Genomic DNA, 17,741 nt, shown 5'->3' on the forward strand with positions numbered 1-17,741 from the left:
CAATCTAAAATCTACAATCTAAAATCTACAATCTAAAATCTACAATCTAAAATCTACAATCTAAAATCTACAATCTAAAATCTACAATCTACAATCTAAAATCTAAAATCTACAATCTAAAATCTACAATCTACAATCTAAAATCTAAAATCTAAAATCTAAAATCTAAAATCTAAAATGGTATGACTCCCTACTCCAAACTATTTTCGTTGGTTGAGCTAGTAAAAATCTTCTCTGTATAAAATTGCATCTTCGAACTAAACAACAACTTTCACCCTTGCGAGGTAATTGGTTGTCGCAAAAACTGCGTTACACTTATACAAGTATATTTACAAAACAACACAGAAGCATGACTGTTGCCTATCCCCGCAAGCTTCGCAACGCAATGGGAGCGCGCGAAATTTTAGCTAATGTAGTTCGCGATCGCGAAATTCACCTGATCACCCTCAACCGCTATCGCTACAGCGAACAGCGCAGTTGCAAAGACCTCACGGACTTGATCGAACGGCTAGACGGGAACCCGGCAGAACTCGTGCGCGATCTCTCCCGGCACATTTCCGACGAAGCGCGACACGCTATGTGGCTCACTGACTTGCTGGTAGACTTGGGTCAAAATGTGGGAACGCCACCGGGAGTCTCCTACATTGACGAATTTGAAAGGTTGTATGACAGCGAGCAAAAAGACCCCGTCAAAGACCGCGAAGACTTTGTAATTTCTTCCCTAGCCGCGATTAACGTCACCGAGAAGCGGGGCTGCGAGTATTTCTCAGCGCACATCCACGCTCTCAAACAGGCTCCCCAAACCGCAGAAAACGTCAAAATCCGCGAAACTATCGAAAAGATTTTTCCAGAAGAAGCTGGTCACGTCCGCTGGGGCAACCGCTGGCTCGCCCAAATCGCCGACAAAAGCCCGGAACACCGCCAGAAGGTGGAACAGGCAAAGCGCAAGTATGTGGCGATCGAACAAGCAGCTTTTGAATCGGGAATGGATATCATGCTGGGGGCAGAACTCCGCCGCGTTACCCGCCTGGTGGACATTGCCAACACCATGCCGATGTGGGAACGCCCGCAATACTTGATGGAACGCTTGCCCAGAACCCTGCTGGCCCCGGATCTGCAAATGACCAGAGTCGATATCGCTCAGCGGGCCTGGAACCGCGACCCGCAGGCATTTGTGGAGAAATTTGTGCCGATGTTCCTCAACGGCATGAAAACCATTGAGAAGAAGCCGGCGGCGACTAAGCCCAGCGCTTAAACACAGGCGAGCAATTATGCGCGGGGGGAGTATAAACCCGGTTTCTTCTTGGCTGCTTCGTTGAGGGGCCCGATATTTTTGTGAGAAACCGGGTTTTTTTTTGTAAGTCCTAAAGGTGAACGGGAACCAGAGGCGGTTGAAAACCGATTTCCTTTCTCTTGCTAATCCCCGAATGGCTGGCATTGTATAGTTGAGATTTTGGACAAATCCAAAATTTAAAATCTACAATCTCAACCTGTAGGAAGTAAACTGATTAGTGGAAGACTTTCCGTCAAATCATAACTATGACTACCAGCGAGCCGAACATACAAACAGCTTCCGCAGAAAGCCTATCGAGTGAAAGCGCGATCGCCTCCGAGCAGGTCGAAAAAGCCACAGCCGTCACCTATGCAGAAGAAATTGAAACTGTCATCGCCAGCATGGCTGTAGACCAAAAAGTGATGGTCGGTCAAAGTGAAGCTGGCGGACATCTTTGGAAGTTTAAGTACGGCAGTGTTGAAGTGTTCGTGCAACTCACCGGCGACACCGAAGATGATACTTTGACTGTGTGGGCTTTTGTACTGCAGTTGCCGGCGAAGAATGAAGCTCAATTAATGCGGAAAATCCTAGAAATGAATTGGCTGTCTACTTTGGAATCTCATTTTGCAATTGTTGACAATCAAGTAGCTGTAGTATCGACTCGGACGATCGCCGAAATTTCCGCCGGGGAAATTTCTCGGGTTATTACTATTGTCGCCACTATCGCCGATGATAATGACGATATTCTGCAAGCAGAATTCGGTCAGTAGTCATTAGTTAACAGTTAACATTTAACAGTTAACCGTTAACTAATATGCAGGTCCTGCGATCCAAGCAATAGTGATTCCCAGCCCCAAACCGACAAGCACTTGAAAAGGAGTGTGTCCCAACAACTCTTTGAGGCGAGCCTCATTAAGGTTGTGATCTTCCTCAAAAAACTCGTCAATAATTTGGTTGAGTATGCGGGCTTGCTTGCCTGCTGCTTGGCGGACACCTGCTGCGTCGTACATTACAATAATTGCAAAGATCGCAGCGATCGCAAACTCCGGACTTTCCCATCCCATCGTTTGTCCGACTCCAGCCGCCAAAGCACCCACAAAAGACGAGTGAGCGCTGGGCATTCCGCCCGTTGTTACCAAATACCGAAGATTAAACTTGCGATTTTTGACCAACTCGATCGGCAGCTTAATGATCTGAGCCGCCAGACAAGCGATCAAAGCAACTACCAGTACATGATTGTTTAATACGCCGCTGCAAATTTCCTGCATAGTGTTTGATATTTTTAGTTACTGCGGCTGGTAATAAAATCGGCGATCGCCAGCAGCGGTATAGCTTTGCTCCCAAATACCGCCAATTGAGCCTTAGCATCATCAACAAGCTGTAAAGCTTGGCGGCGAGACTCCTCAATTCCCCACAAACTCGGATAAGTGACTTTTCCTGCTTGAACATCTTTGCCAGCAGTTTTGCCCAGTTCTTCTTGGGTAGCCGTAATATCCAGAATGTCGTCAACTATCTGGAAAGCCAGCCCAATATTTTGAGCGAAACGATACAGCCGCTGCAAATCCGCAGCCGAGGCCCCAGCCAGAATTGCCCCACAAACTACGGAGGCCTCTAACAGCGCGCCTGTTTTGTGAGCGTGAATATAATTCAAAGTTTCCAGAGAAACATCTGTCTTTCCTTCCGATTCCATGTCAACCACCTGACCGCTTACGAGTCCAGCAGCCCCGACAGCCCGCGCTAAATGGGCGATCACCTGCAACACCTGCTGGGGGGGTACGTTCTCAGTTTTAGTGGCGACAAATTCAAAGGCATAGCTCAACAAACCATCGCCAGCCAAAACGGCAATATTTTCGCCGTAGACTTTGTGGTTCGTCAGTTGGCCGCGTCGGTAGTCGTCATTGTCCATTGCCGGCAAATCATCGTGGATCAGCGACATGGTGTGGATCATTTCCAAAGCGCAAGCTGTCGGCATTGCCATAGATATAGTGCCGCCAGCCAGTTCGCAGCTAGCCAGACACAGGATCGGACGCAGGCGCTTGCCCCCCGCTAGCAGCGAGTAGCGCATTGCTTCGTAAATTGTCTCTGGGTAGATGACCGGCAGTGCACTGTCGAGAGCTACCTCGATCGCCTCTTTTCGCTTGACTAGATAAGTAGATAAATCGAAAGAGGATTCCGGTTGAGACGAACCCATTTCTGTTGCCAATACCATCCCTTGCTCTCTTGTACTGAATAGTTACCTGGGATCTTGTGAGCCGTTCAAGTCGATCGTGCCGACTTTTACGGCGGTAGTTGCTCGAACTCCGAGCATCAATTAATCATTCTACGGGTGTTGTTGCACAGAAAATCTTTGAGTTTTAATAACTTTGTCAAATTACCAGTCAATCTAAAATCTCAAATCTCTAATCTTTAATCTCTAATCCGCTGATTTGTCTGGCGACTTCCAAAAACCGCTGCACCGCCGCCGTTGGATCGCTGCGCCAAATCAGAGCGATCGCCACAATGGAGGTTGATTCTGGCAGCGCTTTGTAAACAACCCCGCTGCGCTGGAAATTTTGCATCGACGCCGGGACGATCGCCACTCCCATCTCGGCGGCTACCAGACTCACAATTGTCTGCATTTGAATTGCTTCTTGAGCCGCGCGAGGGCTAAAACCCGCTTGTTGACAAAGACTGACGATCGGATCGTACAACCCCGGAGCTAGGGAACGCGGAAATAAAATGAACGGTTCGGTAGAGAGTTCGCGCAATTCCACCTTGGCGCGATCGGCCAAATGATGCGTTTCTGGCAGTGCCACCATCAGCGATTCTCGAAAAACGATTTCATAATTTATCCCCTCTTCCTCAACCGGAGGGCGCACGAAGCCGATATCAATTTGCCCGAACCGCAGCCGCTGCAACTGTTCGTTTGTCGTCAGTTCGTGCAGTTCCAGTTTGACGGCGGGACAGCGAGTGCGAAACGCCTGCAAAATAGCTGGAACCACGTTGTGTGCTGCGGAACTCACAAAGCCGATCGTCAATTGTCCGAGTTCGCCCCGACTGGTTTGTCGGCCGAGTTGAATTGCTCGATCGACTTGCTGCAGAATTTTCCCGGCTTCCTCGAAAAAAACCTGTCCCGCTGCCGTTAACTGCACCGTCCGCTTGGTGCGGCGAAACAGTTGAAACCCCAACTCTGCCTCCAAATGCTGGATTTGTTGGCTCAGCGGAGGTTGGGCAATATGCAGTTTTTCGGCTGCGCGAGTGAAATTCAGTTCCTCTGCTACTGCAATGAAATAACGCAAATGCCGAAGTTCCATAAGTCCCAATCATTTATATTTTAAAAGTATCAGTTGTTAGTTAAACATATATTGGACATTTATGATGATATTTCATACAGTGATTAATAGGCGAAGTTGAGAATTAAACAATGGCTAATTTGGATATCAAAATTAGAGAAGCAGATCTGGCAGATTTGGAATTAATTGTGGATTTTATTTCACAAAAAAGCGATTTTGATGGGTCTAAAAATTTGTTGGTAGCAACAGTAGATAAATTGCAGCCAACGTTGTTTTGTCAGCCTCCGCTAGCGCGGGTTTTGTTGGCGGAAGTTGCGGGAAAAGCGGTAGGATTTGCTCTTTTTCATTCCTCCTATTCAAGTTTATTGGCGCAGCCGTGTCTTTGGCTTGATGATTTATTTGTGCAAGCTCCTATGCGCGGTATGGGAGTCGGTACAGCGCTGTTAAAGTATTTGGCACAAATTGCTGAGTCCACAAATTGCGGGCGGATTGAATGGACTGTTAATACTGGCAATGCGCCGGGAATTGCTTTTTATGAAAAGCAGGGAGCGCGCATTTTGGAAAAAATTAGGGTTTGCCGTATTGATGGGAATGCAATTAATCTGCTTGCTGGGAAATAATTTAATAACGAACCGCTTTCGTCGCGTTAGCGAAGCGGCGCGTTAGCGCTAGAACGCGAAGAGAATAGAAAAGAAGAGAAGAGATGTCACAATATTTTTGGAATTCTGCCCTTTATGAGGGAAATCATGCTTTTGTTTGGCAGTACGGCGAATCGCTTTTGGAGTTGCTGGTTCCGAAGGCTGGAGAACAAATTCTGGATTTGGGCTGCGGTACGGGACAGTTAACTGAAAAGATTGCTCAAAGTGGTGCTTTTGTGCAAGGTATTGATTCATCTTTGTCGATGATTTCCACGGCAAAAGTTAACTATCCTCACATTAACTTCGCTGTAGCTGATGCGAGGAGTTTTCAAGTTGAAGAGCCGTTAGATGCTGTTTTTTCTAATGCGGTTTTGCACTGGATTAAACAGCCGGATGCTGTGATTAATTGTGTGGAAAAAGCGCTGAAGCCGGGAGGGCGTTTTGTGGCTGAGTTTGGCGGTAAGGGGAACGTGGGGGCGATCGTCCGCGCACTTTTGAGTGTTTTGTCAGAAATTGGCTGCGAGGAGCCTGAAGCGCTTAATCCTTGGTATTTTCCGAGTATTGGCGAGTATGCTGGGCTTTTGGAAAAGCAGGGATTTGATGTGGGTTATGCGGTGTTGTTCGATCGTCCGACTCCCCTAGAAGGTGGCAGCGCGGGTATGGTAAATTGGATTGAAATGTTTGCTGGCGGGTTTTTGTCGGGGTTGTCTGATGATGTGCGATCGCACGTAATTAACGCAGTTGAAGAGCGTTTGCGGCCGGCGCTTTACCGCGATGGTAATTGGAGTGCAGATTATCGCAGAATTCGCGTTGTTGCTATCAAGCAGTAGAGTGCGTCGCGAGCGACAATATTCAAATCCAATCTACCATCTCACAGCGACGCACCCTGCTGTAAATTCAGGTACTGATATCCTGTCTCTAATTTGTATTTGTGGGCGGGCGGGACGCCCAACCCACAAGAATTTCATCAAACTTCAGTCTAAAATTTTGTTGGGTTTTTTCCTGTTTCTTCTACTTACTTGATACTGTAACTCGAAACGGTATTTTCCAAAAGCATCGCCACAGTCATCGGCCCGATTCCTCCCGGCACCGGCGTGATAAATTCGGCTACTGTTTTAACAGCATCAAACTCAACATCTCCGGCCAAACGGCTAGTACCGTCTGGATTGACAACGCGGTTAATACCGACATCGATTACTACCGATCCAGGTTTGACCATATTAGCTGCAATCATTTCTGTACGGCCGACTGCGGCTATTAGAATATCGGCTTGATTGGTGATGGATTCTAGATTTTGCGATCGAGAATGAGCTACTGTAACAGTACAATCCGCTTCTAAAAGCATCAGCGCCATCGGTTTACCCACCAAAATACTGCGGCCCAAAACTACAGCGTTTTTCCCTTTCAAATCAATCTGGTATTCCTGCAATAACCGCATTACTCCGGCGGGAGTACAACTCCGCAAACCTTCCTCCCCGCGCACCAAGCGGCCTAAATTTACAGGGTGAAGTCCGTCAGCATCTTTGTCGGGATCAATTTGGTACAGCAGGGCAATTGCGTCTAAGTGCTCTGGTAGTGGCAGTTGCACTAAAATGCCATCTACTCGATCGTCCTCGTTGAGTGCACGAATTGCAAGTTCTAGTTCGGCTTGAGTAGCGTTTGCGGGGTAATGCTGGCAGAAGGAAGCTATGCCAACTTTAGCGCAGGCTCGCTCTTTGTTGCGAACATAGGCTGCGCTAGCTGGGTTGTCGCCCACCATCAGCACCGCAAGTCCCGGAGGACGCCCCTTTTGGGGTTGTAGGGCGCGGACTCGATCGCTCAGCTCGCTTTGAATCTTTTGGGCTAAAGCTTTACCATCTAATATGCGAGCAGTTTTGGCTTCCATTGTAGACTGTGGGTTAGGGGTAAGAAACGGCTGACGATTTTAGATTTTAGCTTAAACGCTCACCTAGATTGTGCAGCAGTCTCTTCTGAGTTGCGATCGATTTTTCCAATTCTGTTACAGTAAGTCGTATCTCCAATCTTCAATCATTTGACTAAATGACTACTGTAATTAAGCAAGTTTGGGTTAAAAAAAGCTGCATCGGCTCTTTATCGCTTATATTCGCCAGCGCTTTGTTCAGTTGTGGCAATTTACCTCTGTCTCAACTTAATCTGGGCTTTAATGTCGCTAGCATTGGCGACGTTCAACAAAAGCGGCAAGTCGATGCTGAAGTTTATCTCCGGGGAAAGGTGGAAAATCGCGCTCCGTTTGTCGGGAATGCGGCTTATCAACTTGAGGATGGTACTGGCAGTATTTGGATTTTAACCAAGCAAGATTTGCCACAACTTGGTGATGAAGTGTTGCTTAAAGGCGAAGTCCGGTATAAAAGTATTACGCTGAAGGAATTGGCTGGTAAGGATTTAGGTGAGGTTTATGTTGACGAAATAGAACAGTTACAGCGCACTCCCAGTTCAGAAAAGGGGAAATAGGCAGCATGTATTTGGTTTTTTTTTATTTGTTATTTATTAATTGCTCCTGTTTCGTTCTTCCTTCTTCCTTCTTTATTTCTTCCTTCTTCCTTCTTCCTTCTTCCTTCTTCCTTCTTCCTTCTTCCTTCTTCCTTCTTCCTTCTTTATTTCTTGCTTCTTCTTTCTTCCTTCTAATTGATGACTAAAATTCACGTTGCGATCGCGATTTTGTACAAAGACGGCAAGTTTCTCTGCCAGTTGCGGGACGATATTCCTAATATTAGGTATCCCGGACATTGGGCCCTGTTTGGCGGACACATAGAACCGGGGGAAACGCCGGAAGTTGCTGTAGTGCGGGAATTGAAAGAAGAAATTAGTTATGCTGCTCCTTCTAGAAGTATCTCTCTTTTTTGTTGCGATGTCGAAGGAGATGTTGTCCGACACGTTTTTTATTCACAACTTAGTGCAGATGTCAAGGATTTAGTTTTGCTTGAAGGTTGGGATATGAAGTTGTTGACACCTGATGATATTCGGGCTGGCAGTTGCTATTCCCAGAAAGCCGGAAATATCCGACCGCTCGGTTTGCCTCACCAACGTATTTTGTTAAATTTTATTGACTCGCTCGCTACCGTGAATATGAACTAACGTACAGTACAATCACTAACAAACCACATATGAGACCTGGCTAGGGCGGGGAGAATGCTCGCCAACTGTCACATCTCAGCCGTTGGTCGGCAAAAAATATCAACAAGACCCAACAGAAGGTTACGTGCAGATCGTGCAACCCTTTAAACTGCCAGAATTTTATATGCCTTGGCCGGCACGGCTGAACCCAAACCTGGAAGCAGCGCGAGTTCATTCCAAGGTCTGGGCCTACGAGATGGGGATACTTGACTCACCAGAGGAAGCGCAAGGCGAGCCTATCTGGGATGAGCATACATTTGACTCCCACGACTACGCCTTGCTTTGCTCCTATACCCATCCAGACGCGCCAGGCCCGGAGCTTGACCTAGTAACCGACTGGTATGTCTGGGTGTTCTTCTTCGACGATCACTTCCTCGAAATCTATAAGCGAACCAAAGACATGAAGGGTGCCAAGCATTACCTTCACCGACTGCGGGCGTTTATGCCGATACACCCCACCGAAACCATGCCCGCTCCCACCAACCCAGTAGAGCGCGGCTTGGCAGACCTATGGTCTCGCACCGCGTTTACTAAATCTGTGGAGTGGCGGGTCCGGTTCTCCGAGAGTACCAAGAACCTTCTGGAAGAGTCTTTGTGGGAACTCGCCAATATCAACCAGAATCGCGTCTCCAACCCGATCGAATACATCGAGATGCGCCGCAAAGTCGGCGGCGCACCGTGGTCAGCCCATCTCGTCGAACACGCTGCGTTTGTAGAAGTTCCAGCTAAAATTGCCGCCACTCGACCGATGCGAGTCCTGAAAGACACATTTTCCGATGCAGTTCATCTTCGCAACGATCTATTCTCGTACCAGAGAGAAGTGGAAGAAGAAGGTGAAAATTCCAACTGCGTGTTGGTTTTGGAGCGTTTCTTGAATATTAGTACCCAAGAGGCCGCTAATCTCACCAACGAGCTGCTGAACTCGCGGTTATATCAGTTTGACAACACTGCTGTTACCGAGTTGCCCTCCCTCTTTGAGGAGTACGGAGTAGACCCCGTAGAGCAGGTGAACGTTCTCCTCTATATCAAAGGACTTCAGGATTGGCAGTCGGGCGGTCACGAGTGGCACATGAGATCGAGCCGCTACATGAACGAAGAAGCGGGTAATTCTGCGACACCGACGCTGAATCTAGGCCCCACAGGGTTAGGCACCTCGGGGTTGCGGTTGGAATCGTTATACGCCACCTTGGGTTTAGGAAGGTTCAAGAGCTTTACTCACGTTCCCTACCAGTATGTAGGCCCAGTAAAGCTGCCCGAGTTTTATATGCCCTTCTCTACGACTTTGAATCCCAATTTGGATAAGGCACGGAAGCATTCTAAGGAATGGGCGCGCCAGATGGGGATGCTGGACGAGCTACCGGGCGTTCCTGATGGCTTTATCTGGAATGACCGCAAGTTTGATGTGGCTGACGTAGCCCTATGCGGCGCGTTGATTCATCCGAAGGGGTCTGAGCACGAGCTGAATCTGACAGCGTGCTGGCTGGTGTGGGAAACTTATGCCGACGATTACTTCCCAGCAATCTACGGAAACAACCGGGACCTAGTTGGTGCGAAAGTATTCAACGCCCGAATGTCGCTTTTCATGCCCCTCGACGACTCCACTCTCCCTGCCGTGCCGACTAATCCGGTGGAACGGGGCTTGGCAGATATTTGGTCTCGCACTGCTGGCCCCATGTCCCTCACCGCGCGGACTGAGTTCCGCCGCGCGATTCAGGACATGACTGACAGTTGGGTGTGGGAACTCGCCAACCAGATCCAAAATCGGATTCCTGACCCGATCGATTATATCGAGATGCGCCGCAAGACCTTTGGGTCGGATTTGACGATGAGCCTGTCCCGACTAGCCCAAGGCGGCGAGATCCCGATGGAGATTTACTACAGCCGACCAATGCGATCGCTGGAGAATGCTGCCGCCGACTTTGCCTGTTTCACTAACGATATCTTCTCTTACCAGAAAGAAATCGAATTTGAGGGCGAAATCCATAACTGCGTGCTGGTTGTGCAGAATTTCCTCAACTGCGACAAATCCCAGGCTGTCGAGATTGTTAACAATCTGATGACTGCGCGGGCGCAACAGTTTCAACTCATCGTTGACACGGAATTGCCTGCCCTTTTCGACGATTTCGATCTGGATAAAAATACCCGCAAGAAATTGCTCGGATATGTCGAGAAATTAGAAAATTGGATGTGCGGCCTACTCAGGTGGCATATCAAGGTAGACCGCTATAAGGAATTTGAATTGCGTAATAGTGCTTCCCCAATAGCGCGACTGCTCAGCGGTCCCAAAGGGCTGGGTACATCGGCAGCACGGATCGGATCGCTGTTGGGTGCCGGAAGAACTGAGTCTGGATTGCACTCAATCGATGACTCCCTTCCCGCCACAAGATTATCCGATCTTTCCCTTTCCCAGTCACCAGTTCCCAATCCCCAATCCCCAATCCCTAACTCTTACTGATGCGTATTAGTAATTACGCAGTATCCACTAATTGTAATATTACTGGTAATTGGTGCTAGTTCATTGGTAACAAGTTAAGCTAAAAAAGCATTTGTCAATCAGCAATTACGCTCGAGATTTACTCGGATTTTGGGCTCAAAACTGAGATTTGTGCGATCGTGCGATCGTGCCGAGGGTGATATTTATACCTACTCCCTCTCGAATCGTGAATTTTCCACTCCTAAAAAAGCATTTTTTTTGAGTAATATTACTGATTGACAAATGCAATTAAGTCTTAAATTGTCACCAATGGTGCTAGTTGATCGTCCTTTCTATGGATTTTTGACAAATTGTTTATTTTTGTTTTTTATTATAAATTTATTATTCAAATAAAAATAGTGTGCCAGCTCAAAGCCAATATCCAGTCAAACTGGATCTCAAACAACTAGGCTATCATGACTACTTCTAATATTCCCAATCGAGTACAAATTCTCAAGGAAAAATTTAACAACAGCGTCGAATTGCCCTTCTGTGACCTGCTACCAGAAGCCACCATTCAGGAAGCTCTCGACACCCTTGAAATTAAGTACCGCCGCCGACTCTTTGACCCGTTTGTCACACTGTGGGCATTTCTTTCCCAGGTTTTAGATGCCGACAAGAGTTGCCATAATGCTGTCAGTCGGGTGATTGCTTGGTTATCCGGTGAAAATGTGGAAATCCCCTCCCAGGATACTGGTGCTTATTGCCAAGAAGCTCGTCAACGTCTACCAGAAAAACTACTGCACTGCAACAACTATTTGGTAAAGTAGCAAAAAGTTTAGAGAACAAAGTTACTCCAGAATACTTATGGTGTGGTCGTCACATCGTGATAGTTGATGGTTCAACTGTATCGATGCCAGATACAGCTAAAAATCAACAAGCTTATCCTCAACCTAGCACTCAATCTCCTGGCTGTGGCTTTCCCATTGCTAAAATTGGTGTTTTATTCAGTTTGGCTACAGGTGCTGCTATTGCTATCGTTATCGATGTTCTCAACACACATGATATCAAATTGGCAAGACGACTGTATGAATTTCTTAACCCAAATGATGTGCTTTTAGGAGACCGGGCTTTCTGTTCTTATGCGGATTTGTTTTTTGTCAAAAACCGTCAAGCAGATGTCGTATTTCCTAAGCATCAAGCACGTTTTCAAGAGCTACGAAAAGGTAAAATTGTAGGGTCACATGATAATGGAATGAAAAATCAATAACTTGCACAACTAAACCCCAGAAGCCTTGCTCCAAGGTAAACTATTGCTTTATTAGTCACCTTATTTATTTTTCATTCCTAAGCCAACTGTTTGGAAGAAGCCTCAAACCTGTGCTCAAGGCTTAACCAAAGAAGAATTCGCCACACTTCCCCAAACTCTCACTGTCCGAGAAATCCACTACTATATTGCTATTCCAGGATTTCGGACACAACAAGTTTCTCTCATCACCACTTTATTAGACCAAACTACTTAATGGAACGCACCCGTTCTGTCCTGCCGACCTCCTACCACCCGATCTGGACATCCTCGAGAATGCCGACGGCGTCAGGGACAAGGATAGCGGCGGAGAAGTAGTTGCTGACCAGATAGGAGATGATGGCCTTTTCGTTGATGCCCATAAAGCGCACGTTCAACCCTGGCTCATATTGATCGGGTAACTCCGCAGGCTGAAGACCCACCACGCCCTGATTGTCCTCACCGGTACGCATGACGATGATCGACGTGGTCTGGGTCTTTCTGTCGATGGGGATTTTGCCACAGGAATAGATGGGGATGCCGCGCCAGGCCGGAATGCGGTTTCCACCGACATCGATACTTTCCAGGTAGATACCGATTCTGTTGCACTGACGCGCAAAGGCGGCGATGGCACGCGGGTGGGCAAAAATGTACTGTGAATTGCGCCGGCGGGTGATCAGCTCATCAAAATCATCTGGCGTGGGCGGGCCGTTGCGGGTGGGGAAGCGTTGGCTGAGGTCGGCGTTGTGCAGCAGGCCGAACTCTTGATTGTTGACCAATTCGTACTCTTGGCGCTCGCGCAACTCATGCACAGTCAATTTGAGCTGTTGTTCGATCTGGTTCATTGGCTCGTTGTAGAGATCGGCAACGCGGGTATGGACACGCAGCACCGTCTGCACCAGGCTCAACTCGTATTCGCGCGGAGAGGTCTCGTAATCGACAAAGGTCGTGGGCAGCACGGGTTCGCCTGTATGACCAGCAGCTAACGCAATGGCGGCCTGACCGTGTGTATCTTGGGCTTTTGGCGGGCGGGCTTTGAATTCTTCGATGTGGGCTTGCAGCGATTCAGAGGAAGCCACCACCTCTTCAAACGCCCGCTGCGTCAGCACCAACACCGTGCACCGCGTGATCGCCTTGATGGTGAAGTCCCAGAGATCGCCGGATTCGATGATAGCCTGGTAGGTGAAGTGGTCGCCATCGGCCAACACCGCAAGCTCCACCTCATCGCCATACTTGCCCGTACCGATCTTGCTGACCTTGCCGTGGGCAATCAGCACAATCTGGTCGGCGGGGGTTCCCTTTTCCACCAGCACATCACCGGGTTGAAACTCCTGCTGCACAAAGCGATCTGCCAACGCGTTCAACACCGTTTCCTCGTCAAACTCGCGCAACAGGGCCATTTCGCGCAACTCTTGCGGGATTACTCGTATGGTGGACCCCACATTGGTAAAGGTCACTCGGCCATCGCCCAGCGCATAGGTCAAACGCTGGTTGACCCGGTAGGAGCCGCCGCGCAACTGCACCCAAGGCAACAGGCGGCTGATCCAGCGCGAGCTGATGCCCTGCATCTGCGGAGCAGTCTTGGCGGTTGTGGCTAACTGGCGCGCCGCATCTGTACTCAAGCTCGACTGCTCTGCTAGCATCTGCCCATTGGGGTTAACGTATTCGGTCATCTTTCACCTTGATTTCTATGTGAATATAACTCTTCTGGTTTATTCAGCCATATACAGTCCCGTTGAACCATGTAGGCTTCTATGGTTAGGTTGATGATTGTGAATCCAGCTGCGGGGTACCGTTGCCGTTCTTATAGCGCGGGTTGCTGTTGTGCCATTCGAACCCGCCGCCCATCCACCCCCGCAATCCGCGCAGGAACCGCTGAAGCTCCACGTTGGGCACGGCCTGGAGCTTCTGGTGGCGTTCCCGAAAGTCATGAACCAGGTCGTTGTGCAACTTGACGGTGATCTCCGTCGCCTCTTTGATAGAGCAGCCCCGATCCGCCGCAATCTGTAGCACCATGTTGACTGGTGGCTTCTCGTCTGCCAGATCCTTATTGACGGAAAGGAGATCGTTGACAAGGACGACAGCCGTCCCGGCTAGGAACGCTGCGTGACGGACGCGAGGGTCGAAGAAAAGATCCGCCGGGAGGACGTACCCTCCGATGGGGTCGATTAGCGTCATGGAGGTGTAGAAGCTGTCGTGCTGGCGCGCGGCAAGATACTTCCAAGCTGGCGGGTACTCGTCGGTGTAGCGCCACGCCGCATAGGCACTCCAAGAGACAAACATAGAGAAGGTGGCGTAACAGGTGCGCTGCACTTGCTCCGGCGTGGCGTACTGGCCCAAGTAGTCGATGCCCCTACTGAAGGCCACCAATACCCGATCTTCGGCTATCGCTTCCTCCAGCGGTGGGGTAAATTCCCCCGCTGGGGGTGGCGGGTCCATGGCGGTCATCGCCAAGAGGAGACGTGGGGGGAGCAACATTGGATCCGCACCGAGCTCGCTGTCGTCGGCGTAGTAGTCGTCGGCGGCCCACCAGGCCATGTTCAGCTTGGCACCGATCAACAGCCGATCTGGGTCGTCGCAGTCCGGGTGGGCCAGCATAACCAGCCGTCCGAACCGTACCTTGCGAATCTTCTCCACCTCGTCCTCATCGAACCCGCACTCCAGTGCCCAGGCCGCCAGCCGATCGTCTACCTCGTCCGCCAGCGGCTCGTTGAATCGCTCGGTAATGGGGCAGTAGAGCGGCGAGGCAGTCCCATCGCCCCAGGATCTCTCTGCATAGGCCGGATCGAGGTCTCCCGCCGGGCCGAGGTCTGCCTGGAGCAGCCGTGGCTCCAGGTTACCGGCACGAGCCGCCTTGGCCAGCTCGCTCGCAAAGCGAGCGGCGGATGTACCGAGGCCGGTCGGACCGAATAAAAATGCGGTACTCGTATCATCCAGGTTGGTATCTTTCATACTCTTATCCCTGTATCAGAGGTGGTGTGTGGTCTGTGTGCGGTATGCGCGCTACACAAACCACACCATGGTGCGGTTTGTGTTTTGGATAAGCCTTACCGAAGGATACGATCGGCGACGATGAGCAGGTAGTGGAAGCTGCCCTCTTTGTATGCCGTAAGGAAGTAATCCTCGACCCCGGTGACGAGCGAAGACTTAGCCCGCAGTTCCCAGTAGGGAATCGTTAGGGGAGTCAGGTCGGTGACAGTAATCGGGACGAGGTTGTTCGCCGCCAGTGCCTTGAAATATTGACTGCGCGGATGGATGTTACAGATGTAATGCATATCGATCTGGCTGACCGCCCGCGAGCGCCCCCCCGTAAGGTCGTTGTAGCAACCCGTGATGCAGGCGTAGCGACCACCATCCTGCAACAGGCGTGCAAACTCGGCGAACAGCTTGAACAGATCTACATACATGGTGGTCTCATTCGTCCAAATGCTGCGCATGGCTCCCGTCTCGAAGCCGGTATCCAGCATGTTGCGAAAGTGGAACTTGACCTTGTCGGCCACGCCGCGCTGCACAGCCTGGTCGTTGGCAAACTCGACCTGAGATTCTGAGATTGACACTCCGTCGACCTGACAACCAAAGCGTTCATTGACCATGAAGCTGGTGCCGCCGCGACCGGAACCGCCATCCATCACGCGGTCATCAGGCTTGATGTCGCCCAGATGGTCGAGCAGGAAGGCCGCCTGGGCGTGTTCGAGCCGGTGCAGCTCGCGAATAATCCGATCGTCGCGCTCACCTTCGGGAGCCTCCAACACCGACCAATCTACATCGCCGATCCCGTAGTGGTGGTGGTAATAGCCGTCAACTTGGCCGAGCAGGAGATTAACGGGATACTTTTCTTGGTTCCAATAGTTGGCAACCGACTTCTGATATTCGCTGCGCAAAACATTGTCGGCAGTGGTAGTTTGGGGCTTGTCCATAGAATGTGTTACTTCTCAAGAGGTAGTTTCAATGAGTGTAGGGTGAAGATGCTGATAGTTGACTGTTCAGGTACCTCTGCCGGGATTTACTAGCGTCCTAGCTCGACATCTTCGAGCACGCCGACGGCATCGGGTACGAGGATGGCAGCGGAGAAGTAGTTGCTGACGAGATAGGAGATGATGGCTTTCTCGTTGATGCCCATAAAGCGCACGTTCAACCCCGGCTCGTGCTGATCGGGCAACTCTGCGGGTCGAAGACCCACCACGCCCTGATTGTGCTCACCGGTACGGACAACGATCACGGAACTGGTCTGGGTGTCGCTGATGGGAATCTTGTTGCAGGGCAAAATCGGGATGTTGCGCCACGCCATGACTCGTTCGCCCCCCATATCATGAGTGTCGGGGTAGATACCCAGCTTGCTGCACTCCCGGCCAAAGGCGGCAATCGCACGCGGGTGGGCAAAAATGTACTGCGCATTGCGGCGGCGGGTGATCAGCTCATCAAAATCATCTGGCGTAGGCGGGCCATTGCGGGTGGGGAAGCGCTGGCTGAGGTCGGCGTTGTGCAACAGGCCGAACTCTTGGTTGTTGACCAACTCGTACTCCTGGCGTTCGCGCAACTCGTGCACCGTTAGCTTGAGTTGTTCCGCAATCTGGTTCATCGGATCGTTGTAGAGATCGGCAACGCGGGTGTGAACATGCAGCACCGTCTGTACCAGGCTCAACTCATATTCGCGCGGAGAGGTTTCGTAATCGACAAAGGTCGTGGGCAGCACCGGTTCGCCGCTGTGGCCAGCCGCCAGCTCGATGGGGGCCTGACCGTGCCGATCGTGAGGCTTGGGGGGTTGGGCTTCAAACGCCTCGATGTGCGCCTGAAGCGATTCTGAGGAGTTGACCAGTTCTTCAAAAGATCTTTGTGTCAGCGCCAAGACCGTACAGCGGGTGATCGCCTTGATGGTGAAGTCCCATACGTCCTCGGATTCGAGAATGGCTTGATAGGTAAAGTGGTCGCCATCGATCAACACACCCAATTCCACCTCATCGCCATACTTGCCCGTACCGATCTTGCTCACTTTGCCGTGAGCAATCAGCACAATCTGGTCAGCGGGGGTTCCCTTTTCTACCAGCACATCACCGGGTTGAAACTCCTGCTGCACAAAGCGGTCGGCCAACGCGTTCAAGACAGTTTCGTCTTCAAAGTCGCGCAGAAATGCCAGCTCGCGCAGCTCCTGGGGAATTACCTGAATCCTTGACCCGACGTTCGTAAAGGTGACGCGACCATCACCCAGCTCATAGGTCAAGCGGCGGTTGACTCGATAAGAGCCGCCGCGCAGGTGCACCCAAGGCAGCAGGTTGCTGATCCAGCGTGAGGTGATGCCCTGCATCTGCGGAGCGGTCTTGGTGGTTGTGGCCAACTGCTTCGCTGCCCGAGTACTCAGGCTCGACTGTTCCGCTAGCGTCTGCCGATTAGAATTCACATCTTGTACCATGTTTTTACCGCTTAATTGTAATAAATGGGTTGATGGTTATAAGTAGGCAAGCGGGATTAAACCGACCTATGTAACAATATGTAAACAGGGCTGACTCAGCCCCGCTTAGGGAATGTGGATACTTTACAATCGTTTACATAATTGTGTTTTACAGCGCCTACCTACTTAGGTCGTGTTGACATTTTATATTCTCAAAGAGCATATCAAATGTCAAGCGTTTAGCGTGACGCGACAGCTATAGAAAAGAAAGGGAGAGTTAGGACAGTATTTTAAAGGCTTCTATGATGGCATCATAAAGGGACTCACACTGAATGGCAC

The 17,741-nt window shown here is 50.1% G+C and carries 17 protein-coding genes; 9 read left to right on the plus strand and 8 right to left on the minus strand.

Features of this window, described 5'->3' with window-relative positions; all coding sequences use genetic code 11:
* The first annotated feature begins 349 nt into the window (after window positions 1-349).
* Together QUA80_RS27240 and QUA80_RS27245 are read left to right on the plus strand one after the other, a co-directional pair.
* Entirely contained in the window at window positions 350-1,255 is a 906-nt protein-coding gene (locus QUA80_RS27240) for a ferritin-like domain-containing protein (RefSeq protein WP_333428109.1), read from the plus strand.
* Between the two features lie 284 nt (window positions 1,256-1,539).
* Window positions 1,540-2,043, plus strand: coding sequence for a YbjN domain-containing protein (locus QUA80_RS27245; protein WP_333428110.1), 504 nt, complete (start codon window positions 1,540-1,542; stop codon window positions 2,041-2,043).
* A 39-nt stretch (window positions 2,044-2,082) separates the two neighbouring features.
* Here QUA80_RS27245 and QUA80_RS27250 read toward each other — a convergent pair whose 3' ends face one another.
* The 3 genes from QUA80_RS27250 to QUA80_RS27260 all read right to left on the minus strand — a co-directional run bounded on the left by QUA80_RS27250 (window position 2,083) and on the right by QUA80_RS27260 (window position 4,566).
* Entirely contained in the window at window positions 2,083-2,541 is a 459-nt protein-coding gene (locus QUA80_RS27250; protein WP_333306309.1) for a divergent PAP2 family protein, read from the minus strand.
* A 14-nt stretch (window positions 2,542-2,555) separates the two neighbouring features.
* A complete protein-coding gene (crtE, locus tag QUA80_RS27255; protein WP_333428111.1) occupies window positions 2,556-3,482 on the minus strand; it encodes a geranylgeranyl diphosphate synthase CrtE in 927 nt (308 codons plus the stop codon).
* 190 nt (window positions 3,483-3,672) lie between these two features.
* Complete coding sequence (locus QUA80_RS27260; protein WP_333428112.1) at window positions 3,673-4,566, minus strand: LysR family transcriptional regulator; 894 nt, start codon at window positions 4,564-4,566, stop codon at window positions 3,673-3,675.
* Between the two features lie 110 nt (window positions 4,567-4,676).
* Here QUA80_RS27260 and QUA80_RS27265 point away from each other — a divergent pair, with 110 nt between their 5' ends.
* Window positions 4,677-5,165 carry a GNAT family N-acetyltransferase gene (locus tag QUA80_RS27265; RefSeq protein WP_333428113.1) on the plus strand — a complete coding sequence of 163 codons (489 nt, stop codon included), beginning with the start codon at window positions 4,677-4,679 and terminating at the stop codon, window positions 5,163-5,165.
* 83 nt (window positions 5,166-5,248) lie between these two features.
* Window positions 5,249-6,013: a methyltransferase domain-containing protein gene (locus QUA80_RS27270; protein ID WP_333428114.1), complete on the plus strand. Its 765-nt coding sequence runs from the start codon at window positions 5,249-5,251 to the stop codon at window positions 6,011-6,013.
* 185 nt (window positions 6,014-6,198) lie between these two features.
* Here QUA80_RS27270 and folD read toward each other — a convergent pair whose 3' ends face one another.
* A complete protein-coding gene (gene folD, locus QUA80_RS27275) occupies window positions 6,199-7,068 on the minus strand; it encodes a bifunctional methylenetetrahydrofolate dehydrogenase/methenyltetrahydrofolate cyclohydrolase FolD (protein WP_333428115.1) in 870 nt (289 codons plus the stop codon).
* 155 nt (window positions 7,069-7,223) lie between these two features.
* Here folD and QUA80_RS27280 point away from each other — a divergent pair, with 155 nt between their 5' ends.
* The 5 genes from QUA80_RS27280 (at window position 7,224) to QUA80_RS27300 (ending at window position 12,001) form a co-directional block, all read left to right on the plus strand.
* Window positions 7,224-7,655, plus strand: a complete 432-nt coding sequence (locus QUA80_RS27280) for a DNA-binding protein (RefSeq protein ID WP_333428116.1) — start codon at window positions 7,224-7,226, stop codon at window positions 7,653-7,655.
* 177 nt (window positions 7,656-7,832) lie between these two features.
* Window positions 7,833-8,279, plus strand: coding sequence for an NUDIX hydrolase (locus QUA80_RS27285; protein ID WP_333428117.1), 447 nt, complete (start codon window positions 7,833-7,835; stop codon window positions 8,277-8,279).
* A 133-nt stretch (window positions 8,280-8,412) separates the two neighbouring features.
* Window positions 8,413-10,773: a family 2 encapsulin nanocompartment cargo protein terpene cyclase gene (locus QUA80_RS27290; protein ID WP_333428131.1), complete on the plus strand. Its 2,361-nt coding sequence runs from the start codon at window positions 8,413-8,415 to the stop codon at window positions 10,771-10,773.
* Between the two features lie 434 nt (window positions 10,774-11,207).
* On the plus strand, window positions 11,208-11,561 hold the full coding sequence (locus QUA80_RS27295) for a hypothetical protein (protein WP_333428118.1): 354 nt from the start codon (window positions 11,208-11,210) through the stop codon (window positions 11,559-11,561).
* Between the two features lie 56 nt (window positions 11,562-11,617).
* Entirely contained in the window at window positions 11,618-12,001 is a 384-nt protein-coding gene (locus QUA80_RS27300) for a transposase (RefSeq protein WP_333428132.1), read from the plus strand.
* Between the two features lie 284 nt (window positions 12,002-12,285).
* Here QUA80_RS27300 and QUA80_RS27305 read toward each other — a convergent pair whose 3' ends face one another.
* The 4 genes from QUA80_RS27305 to QUA80_RS27320 all read right to left on the minus strand — a co-directional run bounded on the left by QUA80_RS27305 (window position 12,286) and on the right by QUA80_RS27320 (window position 17,423).
* Complete coding sequence (locus tag QUA80_RS27305; protein ID WP_333428119.1) at window positions 12,286-13,689, minus strand: family 2B encapsulin nanocompartment shell protein; 1,404 nt, start codon at window positions 13,687-13,689, stop codon at window positions 12,286-12,288.
* A gap of 85 nt (window positions 13,690-13,774) precedes the next feature.
* Window positions 13,775-14,968 carry a family 2 encapsulin nanocompartment cargo protein terpene cyclase gene (locus tag QUA80_RS27310; RefSeq protein ID WP_333428120.1) on the minus strand — a complete coding sequence of 398 codons (1,194 nt, stop codon included), beginning with the start codon at window positions 14,966-14,968 and terminating at the stop codon, window positions 13,775-13,777.
* A 95-nt stretch (window positions 14,969-15,063) separates the two neighbouring features.
* Window positions 15,064-15,933, minus strand: coding sequence for a geranyl diphosphate 2-C-methyltransferase (locus QUA80_RS27315; RefSeq protein WP_333428121.1), 870 nt, complete (start codon window positions 15,931-15,933; stop codon window positions 15,064-15,066).
* An 89-nt stretch (window positions 15,934-16,022) separates the two neighbouring features.
* The gene (locus tag QUA80_RS27320) at window positions 16,023-17,423 is read right to left on the minus strand and encodes a family 2B encapsulin nanocompartment shell protein (RefSeq protein WP_333428122.1); all 1,401 of its coding nucleotides are present in this window, start codon (window positions 17,421-17,423) and stop codon (window positions 16,023-16,025) included.
* Window positions 17,424-17,741: the final 318 nt, after the last annotated feature.

This window comes from Microcoleus sp. F4-D5 (assembly GCF_036704885.1).
Classification (GTDB): Bacteria; Cyanobacteriota; Cyanobacteriia; order Cyanobacteriales; family Microcoleaceae; genus Microcoleus.